This is a genomic window from Francisella marina (genome assembly GCF_008369785.1).
GTDB lineage: Bacteria > Pseudomonadota > Gammaproteobacteria > Francisellales > Francisellaceae > Francisella > Francisella salimarina.
In genome coordinates this window covers 1,656,516-1,678,903 of the sequence record NZ_CP043552.1, presented here as the reverse complement: position 1 = coordinate 1,678,903, position 22,388 = coordinate 1,656,516, and the positions used below count along the sequence as shown (strand labels likewise).

The window sequence follows — 22,388 nt, the reverse complement described above, 5'->3', positions numbered from 1 at the left end:
AGAATGGATCAGCAAGCACAACCACAGTTTCAAATTCAAAAAGTTTATGTAAAGGATATGTCTTTCTCTATTCCTAATTCTGATAAAATCTGGACTACAGCATGGAAGCCAGAGTTGCATACAGATCTGAAAATCGAAGCGACACAGCTACCAGAAGAAAATACTTATGAAAGTATTTTAACTCTTGAAGTGAAGGTTGAAAATGAAGGTATGGTTGCTTTTGAGGCAGAGGTTAAGCAAGCAGGTATTTTTACAGTATCAAATATGCAAGAGGCTCAAATTGAGCATGCAAAAAAAGCATTTTGCCCAAATATTTTGTACCATTATGCACGTGAAGCTATTTCTGATTTAGTCAGTAGTGGCGGTTTCCCTCAGCTTTGTTTATCAGCTGTGAATTTTGATGCTATGTATCAGGATTCATTAGAAAAGCCTGTCGATGATAAGCAACACTAAGATTACAATAGGAGTTTGAGTTAGTTATGAGTAAAGAAAAAGCTCTAGAGTCAGCGCTCTCACAGATTGAGAAGCAGTTTGGTAAAGGCTCTATTATGAGATTGGGTGATCAAGAGACAGCTCATGATATAGATGTTATCCCTTCAGGTATTATTGCTCTTGATGTTGCATTGGGCATAGGAGGATATCCTAAAGGGCGTATTATTGAAATATATGGACATGAATCATCTGGTAAGACTACGCTTACTCTCTTAGCAATTGCACAGTGCCAAAAACAAGGTGGTACAGCAGCCTTTGTTGATGCAGAACATGCTCTAGATCCTAAGTATGCTAAGCTTTTGGGTGTAAATGTAGATGATCTGATAGTTTCTCAGCCAGATACCGGTGAGCAGGCATTAGAGATTGCAGATATGTTAGTTCGTTCTGGAGGAGTTGATATTGTAGTAATAGACTCTGTTGCAGCACTTACTCCTAAGGCAGAGATTGAAGGTGATATGGGAGACTCTCACATGGGCCTTCAGGCAAGACTAATGTCTCAAGCGCTTAGAAAATTAACAGCAAATATCAAACGCTCAAACACTTTGGTAATGTTCATTAACCAAATACGTATGAAAATCGGGGTAATGTTTGGCAATCCTGAAACTACTACTGGTGGTAATGCTCTTAAGTTTTATGCTTCTGTTAGGTTAGAAGTTAGAAAGGGTGGAGCTATTAAAGATGGTGTAGATGTTAATGGTAATGAAATAAAAGTTAAAATTGTTAAAAATAAGGTTGCTCCTCCATTTAAGCAAGCTGAGTTTGAGCTCATTTATGGAGAAGGTATTTCGCTTGAAGCAGAGCTTATTGACCTTGGTGCTAAACATGGAATTGTAGAGAAGTCTGGCGCTTGGTATAGCTATAAAGGTAAAAAGATTGGTCAAGGTAAAGAAAAATCAAAAGATTACCTTAAAGAAAATACAGTAGAACGTGATGAGATAGAAAAAGCTCTTTTGGAACTTTTATTGCCACATAAATATGCTGTAGAAGAACAACCTCAAGAAGAGTCTAAACCTGCAAAGCAATCTAAGTCGAAACAAGCTACACAAGATGAGCTTATCTAAAGAGAAAAATTATCTTTTATATCTACTTGCTAAGCAAGATTATTCCCGCAAACAACTTTCTGATAAGCTTACGACTCGTGATAATATTTCATGCGATCAAATAGTAGCTCTATTAGATGAGTTTGAAAAGAATAAGTGGCTATCAGATGAGAGATTTGCGCGAGTGTTTATAATGAGTGAAATTGCTAAGTATCGAGGCAAACGAAGAATTATAAATACAGCTGTTTACCAAAAAGGTTTGTCACAAGAATTAGTAGAGGTTTTTTTACAAGAGGCTGAGGTCGACTGGATTGATATTTGTCATCAGTGTTTGCATAAGAAATATAAAGATCTAAGTAAGCTACAAAAAGATTTGAAATTAAAGCAAAAAGCGATTAATTATCTCTTATATAATGGCTTTGATTTTGATGAGATAAATTTTGTAATTAGTGGGAAAATTTAAGTAGATAAGTTTTATTCTTAAACTTTTTTACTGTAAGCTTTATTATTAGAAATATTAAAATAATATAGGAGTTAAAGATGGCCAAAGGAACAGTAAATAAGGTTATTTTGTTAGGTAGATTAGGTAATGATCCAGAAGTTAGAACTACTCAAAACGGTACTACAGTAGCTACACTAAGTATCGCAACTAATGATGGTATGGGTGAAAATATAACCACTGAGTGGCATAGAGTTGTTGTGTTTGGTAAGTCTGCAGAGGCTATCCAAAGATATGCAAATAAAGGTACACAGCTTTTTATAGAAGGTAGGCTTCGTACTAACAAGTGGCAAGATAAAAACGGTAATATGCAATATACTACAGAAGTTGTTGTTAGTAATTTCCAGTTTGTTGGTGGTGGTAATTCTCAGGGTAGTTCAAACTACCAAAACAACCCTAATCCCAACTTTAATCAACAGCCTAATAATGGTTTTGCTCAAAATAATCAGCAACCAGCACCAAAACAGGATAAAATGCCTGATTTTGCTGAGATTAATTCATCAAACTTTGATGATGATATACCATTTTAATCATATATAGAATCATATCGAAATATAGTGTACTAACTGTCACTACTCACAAGATTATTATATAATATAGTTACTTCTTATTTTATTCTTCAATTCATTTATGTCATACATATTAGTCTTAAATTGTGGGAGCTCATCAGTCAAATTTGCGCTTATGAATCCCCAAACATCAGAGTCACTTGTTACAGGTCTTGCCGAGAATATCGGGGCTAGTAATTGTAAGATAACTTTTAAAGCTCAGCAGAAAGTTCATAAGCTTATAGAAAGTGGTAAGTACAAAGATATTTTTGAGCTTTTAAAAGATTTTTTGGTAGAGAACAATTATTTAGAAAAAATTTCTGCGATTGGTCATAGAGTAGTTCATGGGGGCCAATATTTTTCAAAATCTGTAATTATAGACAAAGATTCATTACAGAAGATAAAAGATTGTATACCTTTAGCACCTCTACATAATCCAGCGCATATTGAAGGTATCACATTTTGTCAGCAGATTTTTCCGAATCTACCTCAAGTAGCAGTATTTGATACAGCATTTCACCAAACTATGCCTGAGTATGTTGCAGAGTATGCGATACCTAGAGAGCTAACGTGTGAGCATAATATACGTAAATATGGCGCCCATGGAACTTCACATAAATACGTTTCTCAACAAGCTGCGAAAATATTAAATCAAGATGCTGCTAATGTGATAGTTGCTCACTTAGGCAATGGTTGCAGTATTACAGCTGTTGTTAATGGTAAAAGCATCGATACAAGTATGGGGCTTACTCCATTAGATGGGCTTGTCATGGGAACTCGTTCTGGCTGTATAGATCCTAGTGTTTTTGCATATATCTCAGATAATCTTGGCTGGAGTATTGCAGATATCACAAATATGCTAAACAAAAAAAGTGGTCTATTAGGAATCTGTGGTCATAGTGATATGCGAGAGGTTTCTGAGCTTGCTGATAGAGGCGATAAACTAGCTAAGCTAGCTATTGAAATATTTTGTCATAGGATTGCCAAATTTATTGGTAGCTATATGATCTATTTTAAAGACTTTGATGGTTTGGTTTTCACAGGGGGGATTGGCGAGAATGCTATTAATATTCGCGAAAGTGTAGTTTCTAAGTTAGCGAATATAGGTTTTGAGATAGATGATGCTAAAAATGTGAAATCAGAAACATTTATAAGTACGGGGAATAGTCATAATATAATGGTTATTGCAACTAATGAAGAGCTTATGATAGCTCAAGAAACACAAAGTTTGGTATAAGAGTTTGCTATGAAAAAATCAATATTTATCCTTCCAACATCAAAACATACGGGTCTTAGAATTTTGGCAAGTAGCGTGGTATATGCATTACAGCAGAAAGGATTAAAAGTTGGCTCATTTCATCCTATTTACGATATGGGTATGAGCATTGAACAGATAGAATCGTATTTGCTTAATAATCGTGTAAAAGACTATGTTGAAATAGTCATAAGTAAGTTTTATGAGAAGTGTCAAGATTCGGATTTTGCTGTAATATCGGGCCTATTTAGGCAAGGTAATAACTACCATAGATTATATCCAATCAATGCGGTTGTTGATGAGTTGAATATAGAGATTATAAAAGCTCTTGGTTTGGAAGTGATAATAGCTTCATACCATGGTAATAAGCCTATAGATGATATCAATGATGAGCTTGATTATGTTATGCGAAGCCTACCCAAGCAAGTTAACATTATGGGTGCTGTAATTACAAAGTTAAATGCACCTTATGATGATGATGGAAGGGTTAGTTTTAGTTTGACTGAAGAAGATATTACATATGACAAACAACAGCATGTAAGTATAGAGGAGCTCAAAGAGTTATCAGTATTTAAACAAAAAGGGTTAGCTCTTTTGGGTGTGGTTGAGTGGGATAAAGAAAGAACTTCGCCAAGAGTATTAGACATCAAAAATATTCTTAAGCTGAAGCACATATCAGAGGTTGGCTTAGAGGCTCGAGTTGAAAGGGTAATGATGTGTTCGAGAGGAGTTGATAATTTTATAAGTGATTTGACTCCAAATTCTCTGGTTATAACTGCTGCTGATAGATCTGATATCTTAGTTACAATTTGCTTAGCTGCGAAAAATGGTATGAAAATAGCAGGAATTATCTTAACAGCTGAAGAATATCTTAATGATAAAGTCAGGGAGTTATGTGTAGAAACTGCTAAAAAAACAGGTTTAGCAATTCTGATAACAAAAAATAAAAGTGTAAATACAATTTTAAAACTTGCAAATATAGATCTAATGGGAATACCTATTGATGATAAAGAGCGTATTCAAAAAGTCAAAGAAGTAATATCTTCATCATTAGACAGAGACACAATAGTTAGATCTATTACGTCGGATATCTCTGAGCATCAAGTTATGTCGCCTCCAGCATTTAGATATCATCTTTTGAAGATGGCTCGAAAAGCCAAAAAGAGAATTATTTTACCAGAGAGTTATGAGCCAAGAACTTTGCAGGCAGCTAAAAACTGTCATGAACAAGGCTTAGCGGAGTGTGTACTTATCGGTGATAGAGAGAAAATCTTTAAAGTTGCTGAGATGAATGGATTTAGTTTACCTGAGAGTATCGAAGTTGTAACTGTTGTCGATGAAGCTGAAACAAAATACCTAAAAACATTGATGGAGCTTAGAAAGCATAAAGGTTTGTCTGAAAGTATGGCTAGAGATGCGCTAAAAGATCCAATAGTTGTAGCAACACTTATGCTTTATTTGGGTGAAGTTGATGGATTAGTGTCTGGTGCTGAGCATACTACTGCAGATGTTCTTAGACCAGCATTACAATTAGTCAAAACTAAGCCAAATTCATCACTAGTATCATCAGTGTTTTTTATGTGTATGCCTGATGAGGTGATAGTATTCGGAGATTGCGCTGTTAATCAAGATCCTACAGCAGAGCAGTTAGTTGATATTGCGATACAAAGTGCTGAATCAGCTAAGAAGTTTGGCATTGAGCCTCGTGTTGCGATGATTAGTTATAGTACAGGTTCATCAGGTTCTGGGGTTCAAGTTGAAAAGGTGCGTAAAGCAACAGAGCTGCTTAAACAAAGTGCTCCTGATTTATTGGTGGATGGACCACTTCAGTATGATGCTGCTATGATCGAGAGTGTAGCGAAGAAAAAAGCTCCAAATAGTCCAGTTGCAGGTAAAGCTACTGTACTAATATTCCCTGATTTAAACACAGGTAACACTGTCTATAAAGCAGTCCAACGAAGTGCAAATGTATTAAGTATTGGCCCTGTGCTACAAGGTATAAATAAGCCTGTTAATGATCTATCTAGAGGTGCAACTGTAGATGATATAACTTATACAATTGCGATAACAGCTATTCAAGCAATATAAACCTAGGAGGCAAATATGTCTAACAAGCTTCTAAAAAAAGTGATAGATAAATACTCTTTTTCTAGTGCAAAAAGTTTTGATGTAGTTAATCCTGCTACAAATAAGTCAATTTGTCGTTTAGAAGAGAAATCCTCAGAGTATGTTGAGGATAGTATTCTAGTAGCTAAACATGCACAAAATATATTTAAAAATATTCCTTCAAGTGAAAAATCGAAGTTATTAGAAAAATGGTTTGATTTGATAATAGAAAATTCTGATGATTTAGCAGAGATTATCACACTAGAGAGCGGTAAGCCTCTCACTGAAGCAAAAATAGAAGTTCGATATGGAGCTAGCTTTATCAAATGGTATGCAGAAAAGGCAAAAAGAATAGATTCACGTATTTTTGATCCAAATATTAGTAATTCTGAGGGAAGGGTGGATTATTATCCTGTTGGTGTGGTTGCTGCAATTACACCTTGGAATTTTCCTCTTGCGATGATTACTCGTAAGGCAGCCCCTGCAATAGCTGCTGGTTGTAGTGTTATTATCAAACCTTCTGAGTTAACGCCTTTGACAGCTTTTGCTGCGCGCGAACTTTTTGTTGAGGCTGGAGCTGATGAGAATCTTCTGCAGATAGTATGTGGGGATTCAAAGGTCATAGGTTATGAATTTCAGAAGAGTAATTTAGTCAGAAAAATCACTTTCACAGGATCAACAAGAGTTGGCAAACTCCTAATGCAGCAAGCAGCGGATACTGTTAAGAAAGTTTCTCTGGAGCTGGGAGGTAATGCACCATTTATAGTCTTCAAAAGCGCTAATATCGAAAAGGCTATCGAAGGTTTGCTAGCATCGAAAATAAGAAATGCAGGTCAAGTATGTGTAGCTCCAAATCGTGTTTTTGTTCACCAGTCTATAAAAGAAGATTTTATTGCCAGATTGAAGTCAGCAGTCCTTGATCTTAAGCAAGGAGATGGTTTAGATGAAGGTGTTAAGGTAGGACCTTTGATTAATGCTGCAGCTGTCGATAAAGTACAGTCTCATGTTGATAATGCACTGACTAATGGAGCAAAGTTAGTTTGTGGTGGAAAGGTAAATTCGGAGCTAGGAGGCAACTTTTATGAGCCTACTATCTTAGATAATATGCAAGATAGTATGGTTATCAGTTGTGAAGAGACCTTTGGACCAGTTATAGCTATTTTTAGTTTTGAATCTGAAGATGAGGTTATCCAAAGAGCCAATAATACCAAGTATGGTTTAGCAAGCTATTTTTTCAGTAGTGATATGAATCAGATTAGAAGAGTAAGAAATGCTTTAGCTTATGGAATGGTAGGTATAAATTCAGGAGTTATCTCAAATGAAAAAGCGCCATTCGGTGGGGTTAAGCAATCAGGTCTTGGTAGAGAAGGGTCTGATGATGGTATTTATGAGTTTTTGGAAGCTAAATATAGTTTACAAAGTTTTATATAAGTATGTTTATCGTTTGTTACTTATTTCCTATTATTTTTTTACTGTAAAAGGTTGTTCTTATTTTTAGAATCGTGTAACTTGGTCTTATAGCGCTGATTTAATGTATCAACTTGCGAGCGCTTTATAAATTCTGCTAAAGCGTAGTTTGTTGTCTTTGATATTCATTTATAGACCATCCGCTTTTGCAGATGGTTTTTTTGAAATAGTTTTTCTAAAACCTTTCCAAAAAAGCCTTAATTTTTAAATAAATACTACATATTTATCATTTTTTATATGTGGTTTAAAGACTAAGAGGAGTATAAAAATGAGTATTAAAGAAAAAGAAGGTTTGATAGAACGTTTAAATAAAGGTCCAGTTATCTGTGCAGAAGGTTTTATTTTTGAATTAGAAAGACGCGGATTCTTGGCATCAGGTGAATTTGTGCCAACAGTAGTTTTAGATCATCCTGAGATTGTAGAAGGTTTACATAGAGAATTTCAGCACGCAGGTTCTGATGTGGTAGAGGCATTAACCTATTATGCACATAGAGAGAAACTTAAGGTAGCGGGACAAGAGCATATTATAGAAGATTTGAATAGACAGGCTCTTAGAATCGCTAAAAAAGTTGCTGACTCTGCTCCTAAAGGAGTTCAACCAAATTTGATGGCGGGTAATATTTGTAATTCAAATATCTGGAAGCAAGGAGATAAGAGTATACAGCTAGAAGTTGAGAGAATGTTTGATGAAATGGTGACTTGGGCAGTTGAAGAAGGCGCTGATATGATAATAGGAGAAACATTCGCTTATGCTGAAGAAGCATTTAAAGCTGTTGAAGTAATCAAAAAATCTGGCTTGCCAGCAGTTTTAACAATAGCTCCCTTTGGTCAAAACGTGATGTTAGATGGGTGGTCAATTGTTGATACATGTAAAGAGCTTGAGCAATTAGGAGCAGATGTCGTAGGCTTGAACTGTTTTAGAGGACCTCAAACAATGCTTCCATATCTCAAAGATATTCGTAAAGCAGTTAAATGTCATGTTGCAGCATTACCTGTTCCATATAGAACAACAGAAAATCATCCAACATTTTTTAATTTGCCAGATAATAATGGTTGTGGTTGTCCATCGCCGCATGGTAGACCATTTCCTACTGCATTAGATCCATTATTCTGTAATCGTTACGAGATTAGAGAGTTTGCTAAAGAGGCTTATGATTTTGGGGTTAATTATTTAGGAGTGTGCTGTGGAGCAAGTCCAGCATTGATTAGAGAGGTTGCCGAAGCTGTGGGATTAACAGTACCAGCAAGTAAGTATAGAGAAAAAATGCAAAACCATAGCATGTATGGAACACATCAGCGAATAGCTAAGCATATACAAGCGTATGGAGATAAGGCTTAAATCTATATCTCTTTTTATAGTCTCTATTTCGAGGGTATTAAAATGGACAGACAAAAAACATTAGAACTTCTGTTATTAATATTAGCAGGAGGAGTTATATATCCAATAGTTTATCTTAGGCAAAACTTTCAGGATCAAATGCTTGTAACCTTTAATATAAGCATTTTTCAATTGGGTAATTTGTATTCAATACTGGGCTTATCATTTTTCTTGGGATATGTTCCTGGTGGTTGGTTAGCAGATAAGATTTCGATGAAAAAGCTAATTACATTCTCTCTAATTGGTACAGGCTGTATTGGTTTTTATTTTTCAACTGTTCCATCTTTTTACTCTTTATGCTTTGTATATTTAGGATGGGGTATAACTACAGGTTTATCCTTTTCTGCAGCTTCTTTGAAATTGATAAATATCATTGCTGGTAAAAATGCTCAAGGTAAGTTTTTTGGAGCTTTTGAGGGAGGTAGAGGTCTTGTTGAAGCTATATTAGCAACAGCTGCAGTATACATTTATTTTATAACCGCAAAGAAAACTTCTGATAAAGATCCTCAAGCTTTAATAAATGTCATATTAATGTATTCTACTATTTGTATTTTTGTAGGTATAATTTTTTGGTTCTGCTTTAAGCAAAGCCCAGAGATAAAGAAAGTTGAGAGAATAGTTAAAGGTAGTTTATTAGAGAATTTAAGGATTATATTTAGAAATAGAAGATTTAAATATGTTGTACTTATAATTTTTTGTGCATATCAAGTATTTTGGTCAACATTTAGTTTCTCAGGTTATTTAAATGAATCAGGGTTTGGATTAACGACCTATATGGTCGGAGGTATTATTGCTTTGAAACTTTGGACAAAGCCTTTTGGTGCAATGTGTGCTGGAATTTTTGCTGATAAGTTTTGTATATTAAAAACTTTGTTACTAATAATGATCTCTTTATTTTTGTTGAGTATTTTGGCTATAGCAATACCAATGTTTTTTAACAACACTTGGATAATTGTCGCCATTGTAATGTTGTTTGGAATAGTAACTTATGCAGCAAGAGGAACCTATTGGTCAACCATAGAGATGTGTGATTTTCCAAAAGAGATATTGGGTTTAGCTATAGGTGTAGCAGCAATGTTGTCTTTTTCACCAGATATATTATTACCCATACTAAATGGATACTTATTAGAAACCTATCCCGGTGTATTGGGGTATCAGCTATATTTTGTGTATATGGCTATAGTCTCTTTAATTGGAGTCTATTCATGCACTGCTTTTTATAGATTAGATAAGAAGGCTAAAATTAAGGCTTATGCAGAAAATTTAAGTGATTATCAAATATAATTAATAATTAAGATAGGAATGGTATAAATAAGTATATTTTTTACTGTAAAATGTTGTTCTTGTATTTAGAATCATGTAATTTAGTTTCATAGCGCTGATTTATTTCAACTTGCGAGCGCTTTATAAGTCCTGCTAAAACGAACATTTCTTTTAAGTTTTGTACCCCCATCGTTTTAGTAGGAGACTTTTTGCAAATAATCAAAAAGTTTGTTTATTAACTAAAAACATGGAGATTTCCAAAAATGAAAAAAGAAAATCTACTTGAGAGGCTAGATAAAGGTCCTGTAATCTGTGCAGAAGGTTTCCTATTTGAGATTGAGCGTCGTGGCTATATGTCATCAGGCGAGTTTGTACCTATGGTGTCATTGGAACATCCAGAGGTTTTAGAGAATTTACATAGAGATTTCCAGCATGCTGGATCAGATATAGTAGAAGCTTTTACATACAATGGTCATCGAGAGAAGCTCAGGGTTATAGGGAAAGAGCATCTGCTTGAGAAGCTAAATAGAGAGGCGCTTAGAATCGCTAAAAAAGTTGCTGATACAACACCTGAGGGAGTTCAGCCGAATCTATTGGCAGGTAATATCTCTAACTCAAATATTTGGAAGCAAGGTGATCAAGAGTCTCAAAAAGAAGTAACTAGAATGTTTGATGAGATGATCACTTGGGCTGCCGAAGAAGGTGCTGATATTCTGATTGGAGAAACATTCTATTATGCAGAGGAAGCTTTTAGAGCTCTAGAGATCATGAAAAAGGCAAACCTCCCAACGGTATTAACTATAGCACCAATGGCTCAAAATACTATGCGAGATGGCTGGAGTATTGTAGATACTTGTAAAGAGTTGGAGCAGTTAGGAGCTGATGTTGTTGGTCTGAATTGTTTTAGAGGTCCGCAAACAATGCTTCCTGATCTAAAGAAAATCCGTGAAGCAGTTAAGTGCCATGTCGCAGGGCTTCCTATTCCATATAGAACTACAGATAGTCATCCTACATTTTTTAATTTGCCAGATAATAATGGTTGTGGTTGTCCAGCACCTCATGGAAGAACTTTTCCAACGGCACTAGATCCTTTGTATTGTAATCGCTATGAGATTAGAGATTTCGCCAAAGAAGCTTATGACTTTGGTGTTAATTATTTAGGAGTTTGTTGTGGAGCAAGCCCTATGTTAATTAGAGAAGTTGCAGACGCTGTTGGCTTAACTGTTCCGGGTAGCAAATATAAAGAAAAAATGGAAAACCACTTTATGTATGGTACTAATAAACGTATTGCAAAACATATGCAAGAGTATGGCAATAAAGCATAAGAGAGTGACAAACTAGTCTAAAGAGCGCTGATTTATTTCAAATTGCGGGCGCTAGATAAAATCTGCTAAAGCGAAAACGTTAATAATATTGTTCTCATCGTTTTAGCAACTAAAAATTATGGGAGCAAAGAATGACCATTATAAATTCTAAAATCGATACTCTAGCTGTTCATGCAGGTAATCCAGGTGATTCAGTAACAGGTGCAGTAACCACACCTATTTATACATCCTCTGTTTATCGTCAACAAAGTCCGGGAGGTGAAAAAGCTTTTGAATATGGTAGGGTTGGTAATCCTACTAGATCTAGTTACGAGCAAGCTATAGCTGAGTTAGAGGGAGCAAAAAAAGGCTATGCTTTTTCATCAGGAGTTGCTGCAATTAATGCAGTATTAGATATTTTAGGTGTAGATAGTCATATAATAGCTACTGATGCATTATATGGTGGTACTTATAGACTATTTGAAGAAGTTAAGAAATATTCAGCAGGACTTCAAGCAACATATACGAATCTAAGTGACTTAGATAACTTGGAAGAAAATCTTAGAGAAAATACCAAGATGATATGGGTTGAAACACCATCTAATCCTTTATTAAGAGTGGTCGACTTAGAAAGATTAGGTCAGTTTTGTAAGAAACATGGTTTGATATTTGTCGTCGATAATACTTTTGCTACCCCTTATAATTTAAAACCTATATCTTTTGGTGCAGATATCGTTATACATTCAGCATCAAAGTATATAAGTGGACATTCAGATGTAATTAGTGGAATTGTTGTTGTCAACGATAATGACAAGCTGATTAAGAAGTTAGATCTTATTCATTTAGCCGGTGGAGCAGTATCAAGTCCATTTGATAGCTTTTTAGCTACTAGAGGGCTAAGAACATTAGCTTTAAGAGTAAGACAGCATAACTATAATGCTTTAACTCTAGCGAAATGGCTTGAGCAACATCGGTTAGTTAAAAGGGTGTATTACCCAGGATTAGAAAGTAGTCCAGACTATCATCTTGCAAAAGCGCAAATGAATGGTTTTGGAGGAGTTTTAAGTCTTGAGCTAAATGGTAGTGATAACTTAGCAAAAGCATTTTTAGAAGAGTTAGAGCTATTCGCGATAACAGTAAGTGCTGGTGGGGTTGAAAGCTTATCATCAATTCCTGCTTTAATGTCTCATTCATCAATTCCTAGAGAGGTTAGGCTTGAGCAAGGTTTAAGTGATGGTTTAATTAGACTCTCAATAGGTATAGAAGATGTTGAAGATCTTAGAAATGATATCGAACAAGCGCTTATAAAAGCAACTACAAAGAAAAGGGGTGTAGATGAAATCACTGACTATAGCCAAGCAGTCTAAATATCCCCAAGGAATGGCTTATCTTTTCTTAACAGGCCTGTGGGAAAGGTTTAGTTACTATGGAATCACAGCATTATTAATTCTATATTTATTAAAGTTTTTTGATATATCTGATGCTAAAACTTATCTTATTTATGGGGCATATGCTTCGATGGTATATGGTACACCAATTATTGGCGGGATTATCGCAGATAAATATATAGGTCAATATAGATCTATAATTATTGGGGCTTCACTAATAGCTTTGGGACATTTTGTGATGATTGTTCCTAATTCACAGCATATTTATTTTTTCCTAGGTTTGAGTTTTGTCATAGTCGGTACAGGTTTGTTCAAGCCTAGTATTGGCGCAATAACAGGGGCATTGTTTACAGATACTGAATACAAAAGAAATGAGGGCTTCACCTTACTCTATATAGGTATGAATATTGGAGCAATAACCGCACCTATTATTTGTTCATATATAGCTGTGACAATTAGCTGGAACCTAGCATTTGGTATTGCTGGGATAGGAATGTTAGTAGGTCTATTTATATTTATAAAAGGCTCAAGATACTATAGAGATGTCAAAGAAAATAAAAATTCGTTAGTAGAAAGATACAAGTTTACAGTAACGATAGTTATGGGTCTGTGTATCTTGACTGGTTTTATTTTTGTCTTACTTGCTTATCCTATCTGGGCAAGTAGAGTTTTATATCTAATAGGGATTACTACATTACTAATAATCCTATATTTTGTGAGAACTTCGGAAGCTAATGATAGAAGTAGGATATATATCACAGTTACACTAACTATTTTCTATATGATATTTATGGTTCTGCTTCAGCAAAGTGGCGGTATGATGAATGTTTTTACAGAAAGGAATGTTAATAGAGTTATATTTGGATTCGATATTCCTGCTAGTGCTTATCAGTCTATAGAGCCTTTCTTCATAATTCTTTTTGGCCCTTTGTATACCTATCTAAGCCGTAAATATGAAGCAAATCCATACACATACCCAACTAAATTTGCTAAGGGACTGTTTATCATGGGACTGTCATTTTTCATTTTAGTTGTAGCGATTCCTTTGACTGCTGAAAATGGTGTAATCTCATCATGGTGGATAAGTTTAAGCTATCTTTTTGAAGCTTTAGGTGAATTATTTATAGGACCAATAGGCTTGGCAATGGTTAGTGTAGTATCTCCTAAAAGAATGGTAGGATTTTTTATGGGAGTATGGGTCTTAAGCTCAGCTTTTGCTAACTTCCTGGCTGCAAGTTTTGGTATATTAATTAGTGGTGATGGTAAATCAGTTGCACTTGCTCCTGTAGAGACAATACATATTTATTCAAAAGCATTTGGTTATTTTACTTTGTTAGGATGTGGTGCGGCAATTATTTTATTTATTTTATCACCATTTCTAAATAGAAGACTTAGGCAGTTGATAGTTTAGATTTTTAATTAACCTCGACGCTTTAGTGTGTATAAATCCTTACGTCTATCTCTTAGATTCTTGACACTACCAAACTGATTCAGCTCACGAAGTAGATTGATATCAACATCTGCAATCAGGATCATCTCAGTATTTGGCGTGGTTTCGGCTTTTATACCTGTAGCTGGGAAAGCAAAGTCACAAGGTGTAAATACCATTGATTGAGCATATTGGATATCCATATTGTGAACATTAGGCAGGTTACCCACGCTACCTGCTATAGCAACATAACACTCATTTTCAATAGCTCTTGCTTGTGCACAGTTTCTGACTCTTGAGAAACCATTTTGAGTATCTGTCAAAAATGGTACAAAGAGTATATCCATACCATCTTCAGCGAGTATTCTACTTAATTCCGGGAACTCTGAATCATAGCATATCAATATACCGATTTTACCACAATCAGTATCAAACACCTCTAGTTTGTCTCCACCTTGTAGACCCCAAACCATTGCTTCATCTGGTGTTACATGCAATTTTTCATATTTCTCAACAGTACCATCTCTTCGACATAAATAGCCAACGTTGTATAGTCGCTCGTCTTTCATCTCAGGCATGCTTCCTGTGATAATGTTGATATTATAAGTTACAGCAAATTCTGAAAATTTATCAGTAATGGTTTGTGTATGTTTTGCTAATTCTCTGATAGCTTCAGGCTCTGATAAGTGGTTGTTTTCAGCCATAAGCGGAGCATTGAAAAATTCAGGGAACAGTGCGAAATCAGATCTATAGTTTGATACGGCATTTACAAAGTATTCGGCATGTTGCATTAGCTCATCTAGATTTTTGTAAGATCGCATTTGCCACTGAATTAGCCCAAGACGTACATCTTTTTTGATTGGAGCCGCTTCTTTTGCCTCCTCTTCATAGTAGATATTTGTCCATTTTAATAGTACTGCATAGTCATTAGACTCTATATCACCTTCCAAATATGATTTAACAACTCTGACAGGTTGAAAGTCATTACTCATCTGAAAGCGTAAAACAGGATCGTGTAGCTCTTGTCTTTTTAGTTTGTTGATGTATTGCTGAGGAGTCATCTTATCTGCATACTCATGGTATCCAGGTATTCTGCCTCCAATAATAATGCTTTTTAAGTTTAGTCTCTCGCACAGGTCTTTTCTATAATCGTAAAGCCTACGGCCTAGACGCATACTCCTAAATTCAGGTTTAACGAATAGATCAATACCATATAGAACATCACCCTCATCATTATGAGTATTAAAAGTATCATTACCTGTAATTTCTTTATAAGTATGCTTATGACCAAATTTTTTATAGTCAACTATGATCGACAAAGCACAGCCAGCTAGTTGATCATTAACTTTTATGACGACTTGCCCTTCAGGGAACTTCTTTATTAGAGTATCGATTTGGTGGTCTTCCCAATAAGGATTTCTAATATTGTAAACCTCTATCATAGCCTCTTTGAGTTCTTGATAGTCATCGGAGCTTAGGTAGTCAAGTTTGATATTTTCTACGTTTATCATGTTTATATTTATTTGTTTAAATTAAAAAAAGTAGTAAAAAATATAATACTATAATGCTTTATGCTGTAAAAGCTTTAATAAAATTTAATTTTATATTCTTAGATTAGTAATTTTGTATAATTATCTGACATTTTATTTGTATCAACTTAGTCTTCTTTATTATTTCTTGCTATAATATCGTGATTAAATTTTGTCTATTTATTTTTTAAAAACTTTTAAAGGGTTGATTTAAATGAGAACACATTATAGTTCAGATGTTAATGAGAAGTTACAAAATCAAAAAGTAACAATTTGTGGTTGGGTGCATAGACGTCGCGATCATGGTGGAGTTATTTTTCTAGATATTAGAGATAGAACTGGGTTGGTTCAGCTAGTTTTTAATCCTGAAAGCAAGGCTTTTAAAATAGCGGATAGCTTGAGAGGCGAGTTTGTAATTAAAGCTACTGGTACTGTCAATCTACGTCCAGAAGGTCAAGAGAACAAAAATCTTGCTAGTGGTAAAGTAGAAATCATTGGTGAAGACTTAGAGATAGTAAACAAGTCTAAAACAATTCCATTCCAGTTAGATGATTTTCAAGCAACAGGTGAAGATGTCAAGCTTAAGTATCGCTATATTGATTTACGCCGACCAGAGATGCAAAACAAACTAATTACACGTTCTAAAGCTATTAGATATGTGCGCAATTTCTTAGACGATAATGGTTTCTTAGATATCGAGACACCATTTTTGACAAAGGCTACACCAGAGGGCGCTAGAGATTATCTTGTACCAAGTCGTAATTTTAATGGTAAGTTTTATGCTCTTCCTCAGTCTCCTCAGTTGTTCAAGCAGCTACTGATGGTTTCTGGATTTGATAGATATTATCAAATTGTTAAGTGTTTCCGCGATGAAGATTTGAGAGCGGATAGACAACCAGAATTTACACAGATAGATATTGAGGCTTCATTTATCGATGAAGCTTTCATTATGTCAACTATGGAAAAAATGATTGCTGGATTATTCAAAGAAACTATTGGTGTTGAGTTTAAGACTCCTTTCCAAGTTATGAGTTTTGCTGATGCTATAGATAAGTATGGCTCAGATAAACCAGATCTTAGAATCCCACTTGAGTTTGTTAATATCAAAGAAGATATGAAGAACGAAGAGTTCAAAGTATTCTCTGGCCCAGCAAATGATCCAGAAGCTCGTGTTATTGCAATGAGAATACCTGGTGGGAACGATAAACTTAGCCGTAAGAAAATTGATGAGTATACTAAGTTTGTTGGTATTTATGGAGCAAGAGGACTTGCTTATATTAAGATTAACTCACTATCTGAAGGTAAAGAGGGATTACAGTCTCCGATCGTGAAAAATATTTCTGAAGAGACACTATTCAATGTAATTGAAAAAACTGGTGCCCAAGTTGGTGATGTATTATTCTTTGGTGCAGCTAAAGCTAAGATTGTTAATGATTCAATGGGTGCTTTGAGAGCTAAAATTGGTGAAGACCTTGGCTTGTTTGATAAAGAGTGGGCACCATTATGGGTTGTTGATTTTCCTATGTTTGAGAAAGATGAGAATCGTTTATATGCTATGCACCATCCATTTACAGCTCCCAAAGTTGAGTCTGTAGAAGAGCTATCAAGTATTAATCCTGAAGACTTAAGCTCAAGAGCATATGATATGGTTATTAATGGTTATGAAGTTGGTGGGGGATCTATCCGTATTCATAAAGAAGATATCCAAGCAAAAGTATTTAGTTTACTAGGTATCGCTGATGAAGAAGCTCGTGAGAAATTTGGCTTTATGCTTGATGCTTTATCGTATGGTACTCCTGTTCATGGAGGTATTGCATTTGGTGTTGATAGGTTGATTATGTTACTTACTAATACTACAAACATTCGTGATGTTATCGCATTTCCTAAAACTCAGACAGCTAGTTGTTTGATGACAGAAGCGCCATCTAATGTTTCTCTTGAGCAATTAAATGAGCTTGGTATAGCTGTTAAGAAAGAAGATAAATAATCTCTAAGTTAATTCTATTTTTCTCAAAATTATTATTACCTCTTGTTAGTTATCTAAGATAAAATTCTGTAAGTTAAGATTCTAAAATATCTTTATTGTCGGTTTTTGTCCAGTGAGCATTTGGTTTGTCTATATATTGAAAGTAATCACTAGTGAAAGCTCCCTGTATACAAGTTTCTCTACTATGTCTAAAAGTAGTATTCTCATTATTCATGATTGCTTCCATCACACCAGGACCTGTTAAATACCAAACACCTAAATCAGATCTGTTAGCTTCGATATTTTTAAGAATAATATCAATATATTCTTTGATTTTTGAGTTATTAGGAGCGGCTGCAAAAAAATAGTTAGTTGCGTAGTACTTTTTAGACTCATCTGTTTCTTTTCTATGCTTAGCTTTTATAAACATTTCGTTATTTTCTTTCAAAAACTTCTCAGGTCTAGCAACAAGACAGCCATCCATATCTATATATAGACCACCATTTTTGTAGATAGCCAATAGTCTCCATAAGTCTGCTTTAGCTGCTCCGACTGTTAGCTTTTTATATGCATTTAGAGCTTCTGGATGATTTTCGGTAATATACTTATCTGCAGCATCATTATCCATGAATCTATACTCATAGCGTGGAGCCATAAAACGATTAAACAGATAGTTTACATATAGCGGTAGCGTTACCTTATTAGTGAAATTTGTTTGCCAAATAATTCTAGGAACATTTGACTCTTTGTTTGTTTTTATAAGTGGTTTGCTGTAGCTTGGAAGAGTAAATCTTTTTTTTGGGAAAATCTTATGAAAAAGCTTGGATACCAGTTTGACTATATTTCCTATAATTCTGATAAATCTACTGCGTATAATATCGATATTTAGCATAAAAATATAAACTATTGAATGTTATAATCTCATCATTATAACATCCGAACTTTTTTTATGTTACTTGAAAATCAGAGCATCAAAAATGCCTTAGTAATTTTTAAATCAAAACCTGCAAAGGTTGTAGAGATATTAGATAAAAAAATAGAAATAGAAACTTTAGATAGTAAGAATATAAAATTACCTGCAAAAAATGTTCAAATACTTACAGTTGTAGACCATGATTTCGATTTGGATAAGCTTGAGAGATTAGAAATTCCTGAGTTAGAGTTAACATGGGAATTATTGCAAGAACAGCAACAAACGTCTATTGATGAATTAAGTGAGCTTCTTTTTGAATCCGTAGGAGCTAATCAAGCTTATACTGTATGGCTTTTGGTTTCAGAGGGAGAGTATTTTAGCTTTAATGATGACTTTACTATCAATATTCATACACAAGAGCAAAAAGATCAAGTAGTCAGGGATAAACATGAGAAGCTCAAAAAAGAGCAAGAACTAAATGATTTTATAGAACGTCTAAATAATAAGACTTTTAATGTCGAAGACACAAAGTTCCTTAAAGAGATAGAGGCTTTAGCAACACTTAAAAGTACAAAATGTCGTTTCTTTAAATATTTAAATATGGAAGAGTCTGAGAATAGTGCGTATAAGCTACTCTTGGATATTGGTTATTGGGATGAATTCTTTAACCCTTATCTATATCGATATGGTGCGGAATTAGAAAGTAATACTACTGATTTTAAGTATAATTCTGAGTCAGATAGTCAGCGTGCTGATCTAACACATCTGACTGCCTATGCTATAGATGATGAGGGTAGTAATGATCCTGATGATGCAATTAGTTGGGATGCTCAACAAAATAAAATGTGGGTTCATATCGCTGACCCTTCTTCTAGCATTAGTTTTGGAGATGAAGTAGATCTTGAGGCTAGAGCACGAGGTTCTAATTTATATGTGCCAGAGCATATAATTACGATGTTGCCACCTCATGCAACACAAAAGTTAGGTTTAGGCCTACAAGAAGTTTCTCCAGCTTTGTCAGTAGGATTTAGAATTGATGAGTCGGGTGATATTCATGATATTGAGATATGTTTTAGTAATATAAAAGTTACTAGATATTCTTATGAGTTCGTTGAAGAAAATATCTCTAATCTAGAACTTGGAGAAATAGAGGTTTATGCTAAATATTTCACTGATAAGCGTTTGGCAAAAGGAGCGGTAGAACTTGATTTTCCTGAGATAAAAATATTATTAGATAATGATAAGAATGTCAAACTAACTGACTTACCACGCTTAAACTCAAGAACATTGGTACGTGATACTATGCTAATGGCTGGAGTTGCGATTGGACAGTTTTGTAAAGAAAATAATATTTGTGTACCTTTTTCGACACAGCCAGAGCATGATCTTAAACAAGACGATTTAGAGAATATTGACTCAATAGCTGATATGTTTGCAACACGTAAAAAGCTCCAAAGAGGTAAATACTCTACAGAACCTGATGTTCACGCAGGTATGGGTTTAGATTCTTATGTACAAGTGACAAGTCCTCTAAGAAGATATTTAGATTTACTTGTTCATTATCAATTACGTAATTTCTTAGAAAATAAGCAAATGATTAGCATTGATGATGTTGATAATATAATTGCTCAAGTAGATATTCCTATTAAGTCAAATAGACAAACGGAGCGTTTTTCTAATTCTCATTGGAAATTAGTCTATCTAATGCAGAATCCTAATTTAGAGTTCCAAGCAGCAGTTATTGAAAAATTAGATAAAGGTCGTTTAATGGTTTCTATCGCAGATTTAGCGATGACTAAAAAACTTGCTGTTAGTGGTAAGTACGATTTAAATGATCAAATAAAATTACAAAACACCTCTGTAAACCTTGTTACACAAGAGGCTTTCTTTAAGGTTATTGAAGAGAGTTAACCGAGTTCTAACAATAAATCAACAGTTTTATCCACAGGGTGTGAAAAATAGCTGTAAATAAAAGAGTGATTACTTCTTAAGTTATTTAGCCATTGTATATCAATGGTTTTAGACCTATATCAAATCTTTACTAATTTGGTAAATTAACATTTTTAACAAAAGTTTCATATAGATATGAACAAACTTATCCACAATTGGTGTTGATATTATTCTTTCACAGCTTGAATTACTTAACGTGTAATGCTTTGAGGATTGTTTAACTTTTTAGATATTAATAAATTTTTCAAATTAATGTATCATTCTAACTAATATTAGAAGAATTAGAATTTTTATGAACTACGAGCTTATTGAATCGCCAAAGCAGTCTAAGTTTTGTGTTATTTGGTTGCATGGTCTGGGCGCAGATGGACATGATTTTGTTGATGTTATCAATTATTTTGATGTTTCATTAGATGAAATTAAATTTGTTTTTCCTCATGCTGATGTTATGTCTGTGACTATAAATATGGGGATGCAGATGCGTGCTTGGTATGATATTAAGTCACTTGATGCTAATAGTCTAAATAGAGTGGTTGATGTTGAAGGTATAAACAGTTCAATAGCAAAAGTTAACAAATTGATAGATAGTCAAATCAATCAAGGTATTGCTAGTGAAAATATCATCTTAGCAGGCTTTTCTCAAGGGGGTGTAATCGCAACTTATACCGCTATTACGTCTCAAAGAAAGCTTGGAGGTATTATGGCTTTATCTACATATTTACCAGCATGGGATGATTTTAAAGATAAGATTACATCTGTAAATAAAGGACTACCTATACTAGTTGGTCATGGTACAGATGATCAGGTATTGCCCGAAGTTCTTGGCCGTGATTTATCAGATAAGCTAAAAGCCAGTGGTTTTGCTAATGAGTATAAACACTATGTGGGTATGCAACACTCTGTATGTATGGAAGAAATAAAAGATATCTCAAACTTTATCGCAAAGACATTTAAAATATGAAACAAATAGTTGTAGCTAGTCGTGAAAGTAAACTAGCATTATGGCAGACAAATTTTGTCAAAGATCGTATCCAAAATGAGCTAAATATTCCTTGTCAAATAAGCACTATGAAAACGCAGGGCGATATTATTCTGGATAAACCACTTAATAAAATTGGTGGTAAAGCACTGTTCATGAAAGAGCTAGAAATAGCTATGCTTAATGGTAAGGCTGATATTGCTGTTCATTCTCTTAAAGATGTACCTTATCAATTACCAGATGGTTTTTGCTTAGCCAGCTTTATGCCCGGGGAAGACCCTAGAGATGCCTTTGTATCTAATAAATATAGTTCTATAGATGATTTACCGAAAGGTGCAATCGTTGGTACATCAAGTTTACGCCGTAAGGCTCAGCTTTTGAATTATAGAGATGATCTTATAATTAGAGATTTAAGAGGAAATGTTGTAACAAGGCTATCGAAACTTGATGGTGATGAATATGATGCAATTATCTTAGCGAGTGCTGGACTTATTCGTTTAGAGCTTAACGATAGAATAACACAGTATATTCCGGTAGAAATATCTTTACCAGCTGTAGGTCAGGGTATAGTAGTTGTAGAAGCTTTGAGTAAAAGTAGTAAGCTTTTAGAAAAATTACAAAATCTAAACTGTAGAGATAGCTTTTGTGTTGCTACTGCTGAAAGAGCATTCAATCAAGAGCTAAAAGGTGGTTGTCATGTTGCAATTGGTGCATATGCAGAGTTACAAGGTAATCAGATAACTCTCACAGCAGTGGTTGCAAGTAGTGATGGTAAGAACATCTTAAAAAGAAAACTTATAGGAGAGGATCCTATTAAACTTGGTAAATCACTAGCTCAAGAAATGATAGGGCTAGGAGCATATGCAATATTGGAGAAATAAG

Annotated in this window: 18 protein-coding genes; 16 read left to right on the top strand and 2 right to left on the bottom strand. The window is 34.5% G+C overall.

What is annotated here, in order from left to right:
* Positions 1-3: 3 nt before the first annotated feature.
* From secB to F0R75_RS08270, 12 genes are all read left to right on the top strand, one after another.
* Complete coding sequence (gene secB / locus F0R75_RS08325; RefSeq protein ID WP_013921900.1) at positions 4-453, top strand: protein-export chaperone SecB; 450 nt, start codon at positions 4-6, stop codon at positions 451-453.
* 26 nt (positions 454-479) lie between these two features.
* Complete coding sequence (gene recA / locus F0R75_RS08320) at positions 480-1,553, top strand: recombinase RecA (RefSeq protein ID WP_013921901.1); 1,074 nt, start codon at positions 480-482, stop codon at positions 1,551-1,553.
* Entirely contained in the window at positions 1,540-1,995 is a 456-nt protein-coding gene (locus tag F0R75_RS08315; protein ID WP_013921902.1) for a regulatory protein RecX, read from the top strand. The genes recA and F0R75_RS08315 overlap by 14 nt, the downstream gene beginning before the upstream one ends.
* Positions 1,996-2,072: 77 nt before the next feature.
* Positions 2,073-2,561 (top strand): single-stranded DNA-binding protein, encoded by a 489-nt coding sequence (locus F0R75_RS08310; protein ID WP_149369062.1) that lies wholly within the window; start codon positions 2,073-2,075, stop codon positions 2,559-2,561.
* Between the two features lie 100 nt (positions 2,562-2,661).
* Positions 2,662-3,816 (top strand): acetate/propionate family kinase, encoded by a 1,155-nt coding sequence (locus tag F0R75_RS08305; RefSeq protein WP_149369063.1) that lies wholly within the window; start codon positions 2,662-2,664, stop codon positions 3,814-3,816.
* Between the two features lie 9 nt (positions 3,817-3,825).
* Positions 3,826-5,922, top strand: coding sequence for a phosphate acetyltransferase (gene pta / locus F0R75_RS08300; protein ID WP_149369064.1), 2,097 nt, complete (start codon positions 3,826-3,828; stop codon positions 5,920-5,922).
* A gap of 15 nt (positions 5,923-5,937) precedes the next feature.
* A complete protein-coding gene (locus F0R75_RS08295; RefSeq protein ID WP_149369065.1) occupies positions 5,938-7,371 on the top strand; it encodes an NAD-dependent succinate-semialdehyde dehydrogenase in 1,434 nt (477 codons plus the stop codon).
* A 304-nt stretch (positions 7,372-7,675) separates the two neighbouring features.
* On the top strand, positions 7,676-8,746 hold the full coding sequence (locus F0R75_RS08290) for a homocysteine S-methyltransferase family protein (protein ID WP_149369066.1): 1,071 nt from the start codon (positions 7,676-7,678) through the stop codon (positions 8,744-8,746).
* 42 nt (positions 8,747-8,788) lie between these two features.
* The gene (locus F0R75_RS08285; protein WP_149369067.1) at positions 8,789-10,069 is read left to right on the top strand and encodes an MFS transporter; all 1,281 of its coding nucleotides are present in this window, start codon (positions 8,789-8,791) and stop codon (positions 10,067-10,069) included.
* Positions 10,070-10,311: 242 nt separating this feature from the next.
* Positions 10,312-11,373: a homocysteine S-methyltransferase family protein gene (locus tag F0R75_RS08280; protein ID WP_149369068.1), complete on the top strand. Its 1,062-nt coding sequence runs from the start codon at positions 10,312-10,314 to the stop codon at positions 11,371-11,373.
* A gap of 131 nt (positions 11,374-11,504) precedes the next feature.
* Positions 11,505-12,719, top strand: coding sequence for a trans-sulfuration enzyme family protein (locus F0R75_RS08275; protein ID WP_149369069.1), 1,215 nt, complete (start codon positions 11,505-11,507; stop codon positions 12,717-12,719).
* Positions 12,688-14,151 (top strand): peptide MFS transporter, encoded by a 1,464-nt coding sequence (locus F0R75_RS08270; RefSeq protein ID WP_149377276.1) that lies wholly within the window; start codon positions 12,688-12,690, stop codon positions 14,149-14,151. Before F0R75_RS08275 ends, F0R75_RS08270 begins: the two co-directional genes overlap by 32 nt.
* 8 nt (positions 14,152-14,159) lie before the next feature.
* Here the strand turns inward: F0R75_RS08270 and F0R75_RS08265 are convergent, their stop codons facing one another.
* On the bottom strand, positions 14,160-15,680 hold the full coding sequence (locus tag F0R75_RS08265; protein ID WP_149369071.1) for a carbon-nitrogen hydrolase family protein: 1,521 nt from the start codon (positions 15,678-15,680) through the stop codon (positions 14,160-14,162).
* Positions 15,681-15,912: 232 nt separating this feature from the next.
* Between F0R75_RS08265 and aspS the strand changes: the two genes are divergently transcribed.
* Positions 15,913-17,685, top strand: coding sequence for an aspartate--tRNA ligase (gene aspS / locus F0R75_RS08260; protein WP_149369072.1), 1,773 nt, complete (start codon positions 15,913-15,915; stop codon positions 17,683-17,685).
* A gap of 73 nt (positions 17,686-17,758) precedes the next feature.
* Here aspS and F0R75_RS08255 read toward each other — a convergent pair whose 3' ends face one another.
* Positions 17,759-18,556 (bottom strand): glycosyltransferase family 32 protein, encoded by a 798-nt coding sequence (locus F0R75_RS08255; RefSeq protein ID WP_149369073.1) that lies wholly within the window; start codon positions 18,554-18,556, stop codon positions 17,759-17,761.
* Positions 18,557-18,613: 57 nt separating this feature from the next.
* On the opposite strand from F0R75_RS08255, the gene F0R75_RS08250 reads away from it, so the two are divergent.
* The 3 genes from F0R75_RS08250 (at position 18,614) to hemC (ending at position 22,387) form a co-directional block, all read left to right on the top strand.
* On the top strand, positions 18,614-20,488 hold the full coding sequence (locus F0R75_RS08250) for a ribonuclease catalytic domain-containing protein (RefSeq protein ID WP_149369074.1): 1,875 nt from the start codon (positions 18,614-18,616) through the stop codon (positions 20,486-20,488).
* A gap of 331 nt (positions 20,489-20,819) precedes the next feature.
* Entirely contained in the window at positions 20,820-21,488 is a 669-nt protein-coding gene (locus F0R75_RS08245; RefSeq protein WP_149369075.1) for an alpha/beta hydrolase, read from the top strand.
* The gene (gene hemC, locus F0R75_RS08240; protein ID WP_149369076.1) at positions 21,485-22,387 is read left to right on the top strand and encodes a hydroxymethylbilane synthase; all 903 of its coding nucleotides are present in this window, start codon (positions 21,485-21,487) and stop codon (positions 22,385-22,387) included. Before F0R75_RS08245 ends, hemC begins: the two co-directional genes overlap by 4 nt.
* Position 22,388 lies beyond the last annotated feature (1 nt).

Coding starts and splice junctions, on each gene's coding strand:
- secB (WP_013921900.1), top strand. CDS start 4: ATGGATCAGCAAGCACAACCACAGTTTCAAATTCAAAAAGTTTATGTA.
- recA (WP_013921901.1), top strand. CDS start 480: ATGAGTAAAGAAAAAGCTCTAGAGTCAGCGCTCTCACAGATTGAGAAG.
- F0R75_RS08315 (WP_013921902.1), top strand. CDS start 1,540: ATGAGCTTATCTAAAGAGAAAAATTATCTTTTATATCTACTTGCTAAG.
- F0R75_RS08310 (WP_149369062.1), top strand. CDS start 2,073: ATGGCCAAAGGAACAGTAAATAAGGTTATTTTGTTAGGTAGATTAGGT.
- F0R75_RS08305 (WP_149369063.1), top strand. CDS start 2,662: ATGTCATACATATTAGTCTTAAATTGTGGGAGCTCATCAGTCAAATTT.
- pta (WP_149369064.1), top strand. CDS start 3,826: ATGAAAAAATCAATATTTATCCTTCCAACATCAAAACATACGGGTCTT.
- F0R75_RS08295 (WP_149369065.1), top strand. CDS start 5,938: ATGTCTAACAAGCTTCTAAAAAAAGTGATAGATAAATACTCTTTTTCT.
- F0R75_RS08290 (WP_149369066.1), top strand. CDS start 7,676: ATGAGTATTAAAGAAAAAGAAGGTTTGATAGAACGTTTAAATAAAGGT.
- F0R75_RS08285 (WP_149369067.1), top strand. CDS start 8,789: ATGGACAGACAAAAAACATTAGAACTTCTGTTATTAATATTAGCAGGA.
- F0R75_RS08280 (WP_149369068.1), top strand. CDS start 10,312: ATGAAAAAAGAAAATCTACTTGAGAGGCTAGATAAAGGTCCTGTAATC.
- F0R75_RS08275 (WP_149369069.1), top strand. CDS start 11,505: ATGACCATTATAAATTCTAAAATCGATACTCTAGCTGTTCATGCAGGT.
- F0R75_RS08270 (WP_149377276.1), top strand. CDS start 12,688: ATGAAATCACTGACTATAGCCAAGCAGTCTAAATATCCCCAAGGAATG.
- F0R75_RS08265 (WP_149369071.1), bottom strand. CDS start 15,680: ATGATAAACGTAGAAAATATCAAACTTGACTACCTAAGCTCCGATGAC.
- aspS (WP_149369072.1), top strand. CDS start 15,913: ATGAGAACACATTATAGTTCAGATGTTAATGAGAAGTTACAAAATCAA.
- F0R75_RS08255 (WP_149369073.1), bottom strand. CDS start 18,556: ATGCTAAATATCGATATTATACGCAGTAGATTTATCAGAATTATAGGA.
- F0R75_RS08250 (WP_149369074.1), top strand. CDS start 18,614: ATGTTACTTGAAAATCAGAGCATCAAAAATGCCTTAGTAATTTTTAAA.
- F0R75_RS08245 (WP_149369075.1), top strand. CDS start 20,820: ATGAACTACGAGCTTATTGAATCGCCAAAGCAGTCTAAGTTTTGTGTT.
- hemC (WP_149369076.1), top strand. CDS start 21,485: ATGAAACAAATAGTTGTAGCTAGTCGTGAAAGTAAACTAGCATTATGG.